Genomic DNA, 13,468 nt, shown 5'->3' with positions numbered 1-13,468 from the left:
GAAGGGAATCCCCGGCTCAGCCTGCCGCCTGGCGCGCCAGCGCCGCCGCGCGGATGCCGGACAGGGTCATGCCAGGCGCGATGCCGTCGGGGTCGTAACGCAGCTCCAGCAGCGCCGGCATGCTGTGCGTACTGGCGAAGTCGAGCGCGCGATCCAGCGCGGGACCGAATTCGGCGTCGCTCGACACCACCTCGCCGTAGCCGCGATAGGCGCGCGCCAGTTCGGCGAACTCCGGGTTCTCGAAGCCCAGCGCGATGGTCCGGCCGGGGAATTCGCGTTCCTGGTGGGCGCGGATCGTGCCCCAGATGCCGTTGTTGAACACCAGCACCACGATGCCGAGGCGGTACTGCATGGCCACGCCCAGCTCCTGCAGGTTCATCTGGAAGCAGCCGTCGCCCGCGTAGCAGACCACGGTGCGTTCCGGGTGCTCCAGCTTGGCGGAAATGGCCGCCGGCAGGCCGTAGCCCATCGAGCCCACGGTGGGCGCGAGGCTGGTGCCAACGCCTTTGTAGCGGCAATAGGTATGCGGAAAGACCGCGTAGTTGCCGGCGCCGACGGTGATGCAGGCATCGTCGGGCAGGCGCTCGCGCACAAGGCAGGCGGCCTGGTTCAGGTTCAGCGGGCCTGGGGCGGGCAGCGCCTTCTGGCTGTCGAGGTAGTCGTGCCGCGCGCGCTCCACCAATGCGGCGCGATTGTGTTCACGCACCGGGCGCAGGCCATCCACCGCGGCGGCGAATGAGACGACGTCGGCAACGACAGGCAGCTCCGCGCGGAACACGCGGCCCAGCTCTTCCGGATCGGGATACACGTGCACCAGCCGCTGGCGCGGCAGCGGGCTTTCCACCACGGTATAGCCCTCGGTGGTAGCCTCGCCCATGCGCGTGCCGATGGCGATCAGCAGGTCCGACTCGCGGATGCGCGTACGCAACGCCTCGCTCATGCCCCAGCCAACGTGGCCGGCGTAATTGGGATGGTGGTTGTCGAAGCACTCCAGCCGGCGCCACGCCAGCCCCACAGGCAGGCCGAAGCGTTCGGCGAAGCCTTCCATCTGGCGCATCGCCTCGGGGGTCCAGCCGGAGCCGCCGATCATCAGGAAGGGGCGCTCGGCCTGTTCCAGCATTGCGGCCAGCGATGCCAGCGCGTGCGGCGCCGGAGCCGAGTGGCTGCGCACGTAGCGCGGCATGTCGGCCACGGTGGCGTTGCCCCACAGCGTGTCCTCGGGCAACGCGAGCACCACCGGGCCGGGCCGGCCGCTGGTCGCCACCGCGAAGGCGCGCGCGATGAACTCGGGGATGCGGTCGGTGCGGTCGATCTGCGCGACCCACTTGGCCATCTGGCCGAACATGCGGCGGTAGTCGATTTCCTGGAAGGCTTCGCGCTCGCAGAAATCGTTGCCCACCTGCCCGACGAACAGGATCATCGGCGTGGAGTCCTGGAACGCGGTATGCACGGCGATGCTGGCATTGGTGGCGCCGGGGCCGCGCGTGACGAAGCAAACGCCGGGCTCGCCCGTCAGCTTGCCGTGGGCTTCGGCCATGTAGCCGGCGCCGCTTTCCTGACGGCAGACGATCGGCGTGATCGCGTCCTGGTGGTCGTAGAGCGCATCGATGCACGGCAGGTAGCTCTCGCCCGGCACCAGGAACACGCGCCGCACGCCCTGGATGCGCAGCTGCTCGACAAGGATCTGCCCGCCATTGCGCTCGCGCAGGGTAGGATTGGCTTGGCTCATTGGCTACCTCCTGCGCCCGCGGCACCGGCCGCCGGCTTGATCTCGATCTCCACGAACACGCATTCGCCTTCGTGGGCATTGATGACGTTGTGCTCGACGCCCGCAGGACGGTAGTAAGCCTGGCCGGCGACCAGCTGGCTGGTGACCTCGCCGGCCGGGGTCTGCAAGCGCAGCGCGCCGGTGGTCATCGGCACCACCACATAGTCGAAACCGTGGCGATGCTGGCCGGTCTCGGCGCCGGGCGCGAAGCGCCACTCGGTCACGATCACGCGCTCGTTGTCGACCTGCACGGTGCCGACGGCTTTGGGCCGGTCTTGCGGCCCGCTCATTGGCCCACCCCGCGGTCCAACCCGCCCATGCACAGGTATTTGATCTCCAGGTATTCGTCGAGGCCGTACTTCGAGCCCTCGCGGCCCAGGCCCGACTGCTTGACGCCGCCGAACGGCGCCACCTCGTTGGAGATCAGGCCGGTGTTGATGCCGACCATGCCGTACTCCAGCGCCTCCGCCACGCGCCAGACGCGGCCGATATCGCGGCTGAAGAAGTAGGAGGCCAGTCCGAACTCGGTATCGTTGGCCATCGCGATCGCTTCCTCGTCGGTGGAGAAGCGGAACAGCGGCGCCAGCGGGCCGAAGGTTTCTTCCCGGGCCACGCGCATGGCGGGCGTCACGTCGGCCAGCACGGTTGGCTCGAAGAAGGTGCCGCCCAGCGCATGGCGCTTGCCGCCGGTCAGCAGGCGCGCGCCCTTGCCGAGCGCGTCGGCGATATGCGATTCCACCTTGGCCACTGCGTCTTCGTTGATCAGGGGGCCCTGCAACACGCCGGGCTCGACGCCGTAGCCGACCTTCAGCCTTGCCACCGCAGCCACCAGCTTCTCAGCGAACGCGTCATAGACCTTGTCGTGGACATAGAGCCGGTTGGCGCAGACGCAGGTCTGGCCGGCGTTGCGGTACTTGGAGGCAATGGCTCCCTCCACCGCCGCATCGAGATCGGCATCGTCGAAAACGATGAACGGTGCGTTGCCGCCGAGTTCCAGCGAGAGCTTCTTGATGGTGTCGGCGGACTGCCGCATCAGGATGCGCCCCACCTCGGTCGAGCCGGTAAAGCTGAGCTTGCGCACGACGGGATTGGCCGTGAGCTCGCCGCCGATGGCGATGGCGTCGCCCGTGATCACACTGAACAGGCCCGCCGGCAGCCCGGCACGCTCGGCCAGCACCGCCAGCGCCAGCGCCGACAGCGGCGTGTCTTCGGCCGGTTTGAGCACCATGGCGCAGCCCGCCGCCAGCGCCGGGCCAGCCTTGCGCGTGATCATCGCGAGCGGGAAGTTCCACGGCGTGATCGCCGCGCACACGCCCACCGGCTCCTTGACCACGACCAGGCGCTTGTCGTTGGCGGGTGTGGCCAGCACGTCGCCGCTGACGCGCTTGGCTTCCTCGGCGAACCATTCGAGGAAGGAAGCGGCATAAACAACTTCGCCCTTCGCTTCCGCCAGCGGCTTGCCTTGCTCGGTGGTCATCAGCAGCGCGAGGTCGTCGGCATTGGCCAGCATCAGTTCGTACCAGGCGCGCAGCACCGCGGCGCGCTCGCGCGCGGTCTTGCGGCGCCAGCCGGCCTGCGCCGCCTGCGCGGCGTCGATGGCGCGGCGCGTTTCGGCCGCGCCCATGGCGGGCACGGTGCCAATCAGGGCGCCGCTGGCGGGATCGGTGACGGTGAAGGTGGCGCCGCTGTCGGCATCCTGCCACTTGCCGGCGATATAGGCCTGCGCGCGCAGCAGGCCGGAGTCCTTGAGTTGCATGGGTAGTCTCTTCGGTATCGATGAATGTGGACCGGTCAGCGGGTCAGTGCCTCGGCCAGGATGTCCAGGCCTTCGTTCATCACTGCGTCTTGGATCGTCAGCGGGAACAGGAAGCGGATGACATTGCCGTACACGCCGCACGACAGCAGCAGCAGGCCCTTTTCCAGCGCGCGGTTCTGCACCGTGCGCGTAAAGTCGGGATCCGGGCTGCCGTCGGCCTGGCGGAATTCCACCGCCACCATTGCGCCGACACCGCGCACTTCGGCGATCTGCGGCACGCGCGGACGCAGGCTTTCCAGGCGCGTCATCAAACGCTCGCCCAGCTCGGCGCCGCGTTCGATCAGGTTTTCGCTTTCGAGTACATCGAGCACCGCCAGCGCCGACGCCACCGCCAGCGGGTTGCCGGCATACGTGCCGCCCAGCCCGCCGGGCGCGGGCGCGTCCATCACTTCGGCGCGGCCGCACACCGCCGACAGCGGCATGCCGCCGGCCAGGCTCTTGGCCATGGTGGTCAGGTCCGGCGCCACGTCGTAATGCTCCATCGCGAACAGCTTGCCGGTGCGGCCGAAGCCGGTCTGCACTTCATCGGCGATCATCAGGATGCCGTGCTCGTCGCAGACCGCGCGCAGCGCGCGCACAAAGTCGGTCGGCGCGACGTTGAAACCGCCCTCGCCCTGCACGGGTTCGAAGATGATCGCGGCGACGCGCTTGGGGTCGATGTCCGCCTTGAACAGGTGCTGCAGCGCCTTGAGCGAGTCGTCGGTGCTGACGCCGTGCAGCGCGCACGGGTACGGCGCGTGATAGACCTCGCCCGGGAACGGCCCGAAGCCGATCTTGTACGGCGCGACCTTTCCGGTCAGCGCCATGCCCATCATGGTGCGGCCGTGGAAGCCGCCGGAGAATGCGATCACTCCGGGGCGGCCGGTGGCCGCGCGGGCGATTTTGATGGCGTTTTCCACCGCCTCGGCGCCGGTAGTGAAGAAAGCGGTCTTCTTGGCGGAGCGCCCCGGCGCACGTCGGTTGATTTTCTCGGCCAGCTCGATATAGCTGGCGTAAGGCACGATCTGGTAGGCGGTATGCGTGAAGCGCCCCAGCTGCTGCTCGACGGCCTCGACCAGGCGCGGATGGCGGTGGCCGGTATTGAGCACGGCGATGCCTGCGGCGAAGTCGATATAGCGCTTGCCCTCGACATCCCAGATCTCCGAATTCAGCGCGCGCTCGGCGTAGAAATTGCACATCACGCCCACGCCGCGCGGGGTGGCGGCGTCCTTGCGGCGAACCAGTTCGGCGTTCTTCATCCTTCTCTCCAGTTTGTCTTCGCGGTTGCGACGTGGTTGGTGCCCGTGCCGTTCAGGCGGCGGCGCGGATCAGTGTGGGGTCCCATTCCTTGCCGGGAATCGCGCCGATCAGGCGCTGCGTGTAGGCGTGCTGCGGGGCATCGAAGATCTGCCCCGGTGGGCCGGACTCGACCACGCGGCCCTTGTGCATCACGATCACGTGGTGGCAGATCTGCGCGGCGACGCGCAGGTCATGGGTGATGAAGATCAGCCCGATGTTCAGGCGCTTCTGCAACTCGGCCAGCAGCTCCAGCACCTGCGCCTGCACCGAGACATCGAGCGCCGAAACCGATTCGTCGGCCACCAGCAGCTTCGGTTCCAGCGCCAGCGCCCGCGCGATGCCGATGCGCTGCCGCTGGCCGCCGGAGAACTGGTTGGGATAGCGGTCAAACGCGGATGCCTCCAGCCCCACCAGTTGCAGCAGTTCACGCGCCCGCGCCTGCGCGGCCGCCAGCGGCACGCCATTGGCGACGGGGCCATCGGTGATGATGCGGCCCACCGTATGGCGCGGATTGAGCGAGGCAAACGGATCCTGGAAGATCATCTGCACGTCGCGGCGCAGCGGACGGAACTGCCGCTCGGACAGGCGGGCGATATCCTGGCCATCGAACATCAGTGCCCCGCCATCGATATCCGTCAGGCGCAGCAGGCATTTGCCGATGGTCGACTTGCCCGAGCCGGACTCGCCGACGATGCCCAGCGTTTCGCCGCGACGCACGGTGAAGCTGACGCCATCCACCGCATGCACGACTCGCTTTCTGGTGAAGAGCCCGCCGCCGGTCACATAGGTCTTGCGCAGGTCGCGCACTTCCAGCACGGTCTCGCTCTCTTTGCGCCCGCGCTCGCCGGCACGGCCATGCGGCACCGCGCCGATCAGGCGCTTGGTATAGGGATGCTGCGGACGGTTCAACACCTGGTCGGCACTGCCCATCTCCACCAGCACGCCCTTCTCCATCACCGCCACGCGGTCCGCGATCTCGGCGACCACGCCGAAGTCATGGGTCACGAACATCACGCCCATGCCCTTCTCGGCCTGGATGCGGCGGATCAGGTCGAGGATCTGCGCCTGCGTGGTCACGTCGAGCGCGGTGGTCGGCTCGTCGGCAATCAGCAGCGCCGGTTCCAGCGCGAGCGCCATGGCGATCACCACGCGCTGGCGCTGGCCGCCCGACAGGCGGAACGGATAGGCATGCATCAGCGTGGCCGGATCGGGCAGGCCGACGAACTCCAGCAGCTCGAGCACGCGCCGCGCACGCGCCTCGCCCGGATAGGCGTTGTGCACGCGCATGACCTCGGCGATCTGGTCGCCCACGGTCATCACCGGGTTCAGCGCCGACAGCGGCTCCTGGAAGACCATGGCCATGTCCTTGCCGCGCATGCCGAGCAGCGTGGCTTCGTCCTGCGTCAGCAGGTCGCGGCCCTTGAACAGGATCTGGCCCTGCTCCGGTTTCAGGTAGGCCGGCAGCAGGCCCAAGATGGCGTTGGCGCTCATCGACTTGCCCGAGCCCGATTCGCCGACGATGCAGAGGATCTCGCCGGCATGCAGGTCGTAGGAGATATCGCGCACCGCGTAGGGCCGGTCGCCGCCCGCGGGCAGCGCGATCGACAGATCGCGGATCGACAGCAGGGGCGCTTGGTCGCTGGTCTTCATCACTGTTTCCTTTGCTGGTCCAGGGCGGGCGCTCACTCGCCGCGGCGGCGCAGCTGCGGGTTCATGGCGTCGTTCAGGCCCTCGCCGATCAGGTTGATCGACAACACCGTCAGCAGGATCGCCACGCCGGGCCACACGCTCATCCACCAGGCTTCGCGGATCATGGTTCGCGCCGCGCCGATCATGAAGCCCCAGCTCATCATGTTGCGGTCGCCCAGCCCCAGGAAGGCCAGCGCCGATTCGGTCAGGATCGCGGTGGCGACCATGAACGACGCCGAGACGATGATCGGCGACATGGCATTGGGCAGGATCTGCGTGGCGATGATGCGCACCGGCTTCTGCCCGATCACCACCGCGGCCTGCACGAACTCGCGCTGCTTGAGCGACAGGAATTCGCCGCGCACCAGGCGCGCCACCGGCGGCCACGACACCACGGAGATGGCGGCGACGATGGAATAGATCGACGGATTGAAGATGGCGACGATCACGACTGCCATCGCCAGTTGCGGAATGGTCTGGAAGAACTCGGTGATGCGCATCAGCGCATCGTCGACGCGGCCGCCGCAATATCCCGCGATCGCGCCCACGGCGATGCCGACGGCGAGCGCCACCGCGGTGGAGATCACGCCGACCAGCAGCGAGACCCGGGCGCCGTACAGCATGCCGGCGGTGATGTCGCGGCCGAGCATGTCGGTGCCAAAGGGAAGCGTCGGGTCGGTGAACGGCTGCACCAGCGGCTCGGCCACCATCAGCCACGGCGACTCTTCGTAGAAGACCGGCGCAAGCACGGCAAGTGCCAAGACTCCCAACAGCACCAGCAGGCCGATCACCGCGCCGTAGTTGCGGCAATAACGTTGCAGGAAGGCTTTCATGCGGTGGCTCCCTTGCCGCCCGCGGCAATGCGCGGGTCGATAAAGCGGTAGATCACGTCGGTCACCAGGTTGAAGAACACCACCAGCGCCGAGGTCACGAAGAAGATGCCCAGCAGCAGCTGGTAGTCGCGCTGCAGCAGCGCATCGAACATCAGCCGGCCGATGCCCGGCCACGAGAACACGGTCTCGGTCAGCACCGCGCCGCCCGCCATCTGGCCCAGCTGGATGCCGGCAAACGTGATCACCGGCAGCAGCGCGTTGCGCAGCACATGGACGCGGATCACGCGGCCGGCGGGAACGCCCTTGGCGCGCGCGGTCTTCACGTAGTCCATGCCCATCACCTCCAGCATGGAAGCCCGCGTCAGGCGCACGTACACGGCCATGAAGAAGCAACCCAGCGACACCGTCGGCAGGATCATGTGCAGCGCCACGTCCCTGACGCGGGCCAGGCCGGTGTAGCCGGCACCGATGGTCTCCATGCCAAAGGCGGGCAGCCAGCCCAGCACCACCGAGAACAGGATGATGGCCATCAGCGACAGCCAGAACAGCGGCGTCGCATACAGCAGCAGCGCGCCCGACATCACCGCGCTGTCGATCCAGCGGCGGCGGTTCTCGTAGCGGGTGCGCGCCGCGATCACGCCGAGCAGCACGCCCAGCACGATGGAAAAGAGAAACGCCCCGCTCATCAGCAGGAAGGTCGCGGGCAGGCGGTCGAGGATCAGGTCGAGCACCGGCAGGTGGTTGCGGTAGGAGTAGCCCAGGTCGAGCTGCGCCACGCCCTTGAGATAGATGCCGAGCTGGGTCAGCACGGGCTTGTCGAGCCCGAACTGCTCGCGCAGCTGGTTGACGAAGGCGGCGTCGCCGGCACCGGCTTCACCCGCCATCACGGTGGCCGGGTCGCCCGGCGCCATCCGGATCAGGAAGAAGTTGATGACGACCACGCCAAGGACGACCACGACGGCCTTTCCGAGACGGGCGCCAAGAAAGGATAGAAAGTTCACGGCTTGCTCCACGCTGGCGGCCGGGCTGGCCACCGCGGCACTGGGATGCAGCTGGCCCTCGCCGTGCCCCGGTGGGAGCGCGGCGATGGCAGCGGATTTCAGGCTTCAGGGCTGGCTGCCCGCGCCGGCCCAGGCGCGGGCATCGGCTCCGGTCTCGCTCAGTTCTTCTCGATCGAGACGTTGTCGAAAGACTCGTTCAGGCCGATGGCGGTGGTCACGAGGTTCTTGACATGCTTGCGGTACAGCGTGGGGAACTCCACCTCGAACAGGTTGGCATTGGCCACGTCGGTCACCAGGATCTTCTGCAGCTCGCTGTACAGCTTCTGGCGCTCCGCGGTGTCCATGGTCGAACCGGCCTTGGCCCACAGCTCATCCGCCTTCGGATTGCTGTAGCCCTGCACGTTTGGCGAACGGCGTGCCCTTGACGATATTGCGCGTCACGTAGAGCCGCTCGACGCCCAGCGCGGGGTCGCCGTACTGGTAGGTGTAGGTGGTGGTCAGGTCGAATTCCCAGTTGCTGACGCGTGCCGACCAGGTGCCGGCATCGGCCGACTCGATGCTGACCTTGAAGCCGATCTGCTCGAGCATCTGCTTGACGTACTCGTCCAGGCGGTCCCAGTTGGCGCCGTACGAGGTCGACAGGATCTTGACCGGGTACTTGCCCACGTCGACACCCGACGCCTTGACCAGCTCGCGCGCCTTCTTCAGGTTGAAGTCGTACTCGGGCATGTTCTTGTCGAAGAACAGCGTGGTCGACGAGAACGGGCTGACCGCCGGCTTGCCCATGCCGAAGAAGATGTTGTTGACGATCATCTTGCGGTTGAGCACGTGCATCACCGCCTGGCGCACCTTGACGTTGTCGAACGGCGGCTTGCGCTCGTTGAGCAGCATGCTGGCCATCGGCGAGAACAATTCCCAGCCCTTGGTGGTGTACTCCACGTTGGGCAGCGCGCGCAGGCGCTTGACGTCGACGTTATCGACATCGCCGCCGCGCAACACCTGCACGTCGCCCTTCTCGAAGGCCACGGCGCGCGAGGCGGAATCCGGGATCACGTAGAACACCAGTTCGTCCAGGTAAGGCTTGCCCGCCTTCCAGTAGTTGGGGTTCTTCGCCAGCTTGATATAGGCGCCCTTCTTCCACTCCTTGAACATGAAGGGGCCGGTGCCGACCGGCTTCTGGTTGGCCGGGTTGTTGCGGTAGTCGGTGCCTTCGTAGAGGTGCTTGGGCATCATCGGCATGGTGCCGGTCTCGAACATCGAGATAAACGGCGGGAACGGCTCCTTCAGCTTGATCTCGACGGTGCTGTCGTTGACGGCGCGGATCGAGGCCATGTACTTGTTGATGACGGCGCGCGTGCGCACGTGCACGTCGCGCAGCAACTTGTCGATCGAGAACACCACGTCGGCCGAGGTGAACGGCTTGCCATCATGCCACTTCACGCCCTTCTGCAACTCGAAGGTGTAGGTCAGGCCGTCCGGCGAGATGGTCCACGACTTCGCCAGTTCCGGCTGCGGCTTCAGGTCTGGGCTGTAGGTCAGCAGGCCCTGGTAGATCTTGCCGGCCACGTACTGGGTCGGCGCCTGAGAGTTCATCGCGCTCACCAGGATCGGCGGCTCGGGCTGGACGATACCGGACAGCGTGCCACCCTTGGTCTGGGCCATGGCATGGCCCGTGGGCAGCGCCAGCGGCAGCAGCGCGAGGCCGGCGGCGGCAAAGGCCATCGACAGCACGCTCTTGGTCAGTCGCATCGTGAATCGGTTCATCGGGCAGTTCCTCAGTTTGGCTCGTTTTGATGATGGCTTCGGGATGGCAGCGCCGGTTGTGCTTGCGCGCGGCTTCTTCAGGCCGCGTCGCCGGCCGGTTCCACGCCGCACCAGTCCACCAGGAACTGGGCCAGCGTCGTGGTCACTCGCACCATGCTTTCCAGCGACACCGATTCGTCGATGCCGTGGATATTGCGGGCCTCGGGCCCGTAGCAGGTCACCGGCGTTTCCAGGCCAATGCGGAAATGCCGGGCATCGGTGGTCGCCGTGGTCGCCTCGCGGCGGATCGGCGTGCCATTGACCTTGCGGTGCGCTTCACCCAGCGCCTGCATGCTGGGCACGTCGAGATCGAATTCGCACCCGGGCGCGTGGAAGCCTTCATAGCGGATGCGCAGTTCGAGATTGCTGGCCAGGCGTTCCACCGTGGCGCGGATGCGCGCTGCCACCGTGGCCTTGGCGTCGTCGATATCCATGTTCGGGAAGAAGCCGATGCGGACGCCCAGCGTGCAGGTGCAGGGCACCGACGAGTTCCACTCGCCGCCCTGGATCTGGCCGAGATTGAAGTTGATCGGATGGGCGTGGTCACGATATGCCGCCGGCCGGTGATCTGGACGATTCCATTCGGCCTCCAGCTGGCGCAGGTCTTCCATCACCGCGATGCCCGCCTCGACCGGGTTGACGCCGCTGGTCATGTAGGCCGCGTGCGCCGGCTTGCCGGTCAGCTCGATGAACATCCAGAACACGCCGACCTGCGCGCTCATCAGGCTCTCGCCCAGCGGCTCGGGAATGATCACGGTGTCGAAGGACGCCAGCTTGCCGGCGCCGACCGCGCTGCGCAGCGCCGCCACCGTGGCAAGCGCGCCGTTGCCGGTGTTCTCTTCTTCCAGCACCGCATTGAAGCCGACCGCCCCGGCCGGCTGCAGGCCGAGGCTGGCCAGCGCCTTGAACGCGGCCAGCGCGCACACGATGCCGCCCTTCATGTCGCCGGCGCCGCGGCCGTAGAGCCAGCCGTCCTTCACCACCGGCGCGAACGGCGACTGGCTCCACATCGATTCCGGACCCGTCGGCACCACGTCGAGATGGCCGTTGAACAGCACCGAGCGCCCACCCTTGCGGCTGGGCCGGTGCGTCGCCAGCAGGTTGTAGCGGCCGCCATCCGGGCAGCACGCCGGCGAATACATCGGCAGGTGGCGGATGTCCTCGGTACGCAGCGCGATGCGCTCGGAAGCCAGGCCCAGCTCTGCCAGCGCGCCTTCGATGAAGTCCGCCGCGGGCTGCTCTTCGCCCGACGGGCTTTTGGCGGCCACGAAACCGGACAGCGTCTCGACCATATAGGGCAGGAGTTCACGCACGGCTTGCGAAAGTTCAGCGGTGGTGGGTACCGCGGCCTGTGTGGAAGACGGGCTGGCCGTGAGGGAATCGGGACCTGACATGAAAGCTCCTGGCGAGGGGGAACGCATGAAGGGGACGCAAAGCCAACGCATCGGGCGTCAATCACAAAAATTCCGCGATGACGCCAACCACGGATGGAAAATTAAACGATCGTTGGTACCATAGGTAGGTCCATATTCACGATATTTGCTGGAGCCACTTTGAAGGAAACGATTCTGTCCGAGTTGTTGCTGCAGCGGCTGGAGCGTCCGGCGGGGACGCAGGCGGAGCGCAACGGGACGCATATGAACCGCCAGCTGTATGAGCTGATTCGGCAGGAAATCCTTGCTGGCTCTATCTCCGCGGGCAGCAAGCTGCCGGCATCACGGCTGCTCGCGACCGAGATAGGGGTTTCCCGCAATACCGTTCTGTATGCGTATGAGCAGCTGCTGGCGGAAGGCTATGTCACCGCATCGACGGGACGTGGCACCTTTGTCTCGCAGACTTTTCCCGACCATAGTGCATTGCACAAGGCCGGTGCCAGGAATGGCACCACGTCTGTGCCCGCAGTGCAGCAGAATTCAAACCGCTTCGATCTGTCGCGGCGCGGCATGCATCTCGTGTCCAACGCCGGCGCGTCGGACCGGCAATGGGGTGCCTTCATGGCGGGCGTGCCCGATGTCTCGCTGTTCCCGCATGCAACCTGGGCCCGGCTGCTGAACAAGCACTGGCGCAATCCGCGCCCGGAGTTGCTGACCTACGCCCACCACGGCGGCTATATGCCGCTGCGGCGCGTGCTGGCCGAGCACCTGCGGCTGGCGCGCGCGGTGCGCTGCGAGCCCGAGCAGATCATCCTGACCACCGGCATCCATCAGGCCATCGACCTGATCGCGCGCCTGCTGGCCGACCCGGGGGACAAGGCGTGGATGGAAGACCCTGGCTACTGGGGCACGCGCAGCCTGCTGACCAATGCGGGCGTCGACGTGATTCCCGTGCCGGTGGATAACGAAGGCATCGCGCCCGACGCGGCGCGGCTGCAGGATCCGCCGCGCTTTATCTTCGCGACGCCCTCGCACCAGTACCCGCTCGGCACCGTGATGAGCCTGACGCGGCGGCGCATGCTGCTGGAATACGCGCGGCATCGCGGCGCCTGGATCGTCGAGGACGACTACGACAGCGAGTTCCGCTTCGAAGGGCGGCCGCTGGCTTCGCTGCAGGGCCTGGACGAGCACGACCGGGTGATCTACATGGGCACCTTCTCCAAGACGCTCTTTCCCGGGCTGCGCATGGGCTTCATGGTGTTGCCCAAACCGCTGGCGCCGCATTTCGCCACCGGCCTGTCGGAACTGTTCCGCGAGGGTCAGCTGATGCAGCAGGCGGTGCTCGCGGACTTTATCGAGGAGGGTCACTACGCCACGCACCTGCGACGCATGCGCCAGCGCTATGCGCAGCGCCAGGGACTGCTGCGCGAGGCCATCGCGAAACGCTTTGGCCAGGACTGGCCGACCTCGACACACGAGGCAGGCCTGCACCTGGTGGTGCACCTGCCGCCGGGCGCCGACGATCTCGGCATCAGCATGGCGGCGCGCACGCAGGGTCTGTCGGCACGTCCGCTGTCGCGCTACTACAGCGACGAGCAGCGCGCGCGGCAGGGGCTGCTGCTGGGCTACGCCTGCGTGCCGGAGGACGACATCGGCCCCGCCTTCCACAAGCTTGCCGAAGTCATCGAGCCTGCGCTGGAGCACCTGGCCCGCACGCGCCAGCCGCCACGCGAATTCAGCGCGCGCATCAACCACGAAGCATGGAGCGGTGCGTAAGATAGGCACGTGAAGCCGGGGCGCGAGGCGTGGTGCCACCGTGCCGGCGTCGATTGGCTCTTATCATCGTGCGCGGCGTTGCCCTAGGATTCACCGCTGCGCCTGAGCCCTCTTCCCCGCTCTCGCAGCTC

Annotated in this window: 9 protein-coding genes and 1 pseudogene; 1 reads left to right on the top strand and 9 read right to left on the bottom strand. The window is 67.0% G+C overall.

From position 1 onward, the window contains the following. Positions 1 to 16: 16 nt before the first annotated feature. The 9 genes and pseudogenes from A3AG_RS0113305 to A3AG_RS0113265 all read right to left on the bottom strand — a co-directional run bounded on the left by A3AG_RS0113305 (position 17) and on the right by A3AG_RS0113265 (position 11,582). Positions 17 to 1,729 (bottom strand): thiamine pyrophosphate-binding protein, encoded by a 1,713-nt coding sequence (locus tag A3AG_RS0113305; protein ID WP_018005879.1) that lies wholly within the window; start codon positions 1,727 to 1,729, stop codon positions 17 to 19. Further along, entirely contained in the window at positions 1,726 to 2,058 is a 333-nt protein-coding gene (locus A3AG_RS0113300) for a cupin domain-containing protein (protein WP_018005878.1), read from the bottom strand. Before A3AG_RS0113300 ends, A3AG_RS0113305 begins: the two co-directional genes overlap by 4 nt. Then, positions 2,055 to 3,524 carry an NADP-dependent succinate-semialdehyde dehydrogenase gene (gabD, locus tag A3AG_RS0113295; RefSeq protein WP_018005877.1) on the bottom strand — a complete coding sequence of 490 codons (1,470 nt, stop codon included), beginning with the start codon at positions 3,522 to 3,524 and terminating at the stop codon, positions 2,055 to 2,057. Before gabD ends, A3AG_RS0113300 begins: the two co-directional genes overlap by 4 nt. 35 nt (positions 3,525 to 3,559) lie before the next feature. Beyond that, complete coding sequence (gene gabT, locus A3AG_RS0113290) at positions 3,560 to 4,822, bottom strand: 4-aminobutyrate--2-oxoglutarate transaminase (protein WP_018005876.1); 1,263 nt, start codon at positions 4,820 to 4,822, stop codon at positions 3,560 to 3,562. Between the two features lie 52 nt (positions 4,823 to 4,874). Further along, complete coding sequence (locus A3AG_RS0113285) at positions 4,875 to 6,512, bottom strand: ABC transporter ATP-binding protein (RefSeq protein ID WP_018005875.1); 1,638 nt, start codon at positions 6,510 to 6,512, stop codon at positions 4,875 to 4,877. Between the two features lie 32 nt (positions 6,513 to 6,544). Then, positions 6,545 to 7,384: an ABC transporter permease gene (locus tag A3AG_RS0113280; protein ID WP_018005874.1), complete on the bottom strand. Its 840-nt coding sequence runs from the start codon at positions 7,382 to 7,384 to the stop codon at positions 6,545 to 6,547. Next, a complete protein-coding gene (locus A3AG_RS0113275) occupies positions 7,381 to 8,385 on the bottom strand; it encodes an ABC transporter permease (protein WP_026164167.1) in 1,005 nt (334 codons plus the stop codon). Before A3AG_RS0113275 ends, A3AG_RS0113280 begins: the two co-directional genes overlap by 4 nt. A 158-nt stretch (positions 8,386 to 8,543) precedes the next feature. Further along, positions 8,544 to 10,149: pseudogene (locus A3AG_RS31640) on the bottom strand (ABC transporter substrate-binding protein). Between the two features lie 77 nt (positions 10,150 to 10,226). Beyond that, positions 10,227 to 11,582 (bottom strand): ArgE/DapE family deacylase, encoded by a 1,356-nt coding sequence (locus tag A3AG_RS0113265; protein WP_026164166.1) that lies wholly within the window; start codon positions 11,580 to 11,582, stop codon positions 10,227 to 10,229. A 159-nt stretch (positions 11,583 to 11,741) separates the two neighbouring features. Between A3AG_RS0113265 and pdxR the strand changes: the two genes are divergently transcribed. Continuing rightward, a complete protein-coding gene (gene pdxR, locus A3AG_RS0113260; protein WP_026164165.1) occupies positions 11,742 to 13,337 on the top strand; it encodes a MocR-like pyridoxine biosynthesis transcription factor PdxR in 1,596 nt (531 codons plus the stop codon). The last annotated feature ends 131 nt before the right edge of the window (positions 13,338 to 13,468 follow it).

The organism is Cupriavidus neocaledonicus (genome assembly GCF_000372525.1).
Classification (GTDB): Bacteria; Pseudomonadota; Gammaproteobacteria; order Burkholderiales; family Burkholderiaceae; genus Cupriavidus; species Cupriavidus neocaledonicus.
The sequence above is the reverse complement of the archived record's forward strand: the minus strand, read 5'-3'. Positions and strand labels throughout refer to the sequence as shown.

Excerpts from the sequence above, each read along its gene's own strand:
- A3AG_RS0113280 (WP_018005874.1), bottom strand. The coding sequence starts at position 7,384 with ATGAAAGCCTTCCTGCAACGTTATTGCCGCAACTACGGCGCGGTGATC.
- A3AG_RS0113305 (WP_018005879.1), bottom strand. The coding sequence starts at position 1,729 with ATGAGCCAAGCCAATCCTACCCTGCGCGAGCGCAATGGCGGGCAGATC.
- A3AG_RS0113265 (WP_026164166.1), bottom strand. The coding sequence starts at position 11,582 with ATGTCAGGTCCCGATTCCCTCACGGCCAGCCCGTCTTCCACACAGGCC.
- A3AG_RS0113285 (WP_018005875.1), bottom strand. The coding sequence starts at position 6,512 with ATGAAGACCAGCGACCAAGCGCCCCTGCTGTCGATCCGCGATCTGTCG.
- gabT (WP_018005876.1), bottom strand. The coding sequence starts at position 4,822 with ATGAAGAACGCCGAACTGGTTCGCCGCAAGGACGCCGCCACCCCGCGC.
- A3AG_RS0113300 (WP_018005878.1), bottom strand. The coding sequence starts at position 2,058 with ATGAGCGGGCCGCAAGACCGGCCCAAAGCCGTCGGCACCGTGCAGGTC.
- gabD (WP_018005877.1), bottom strand. The coding sequence starts at position 3,524 with ATGCAACTCAAGGACTCCGGCCTGCTGCGCGCGCAGGCCTATATCGCC.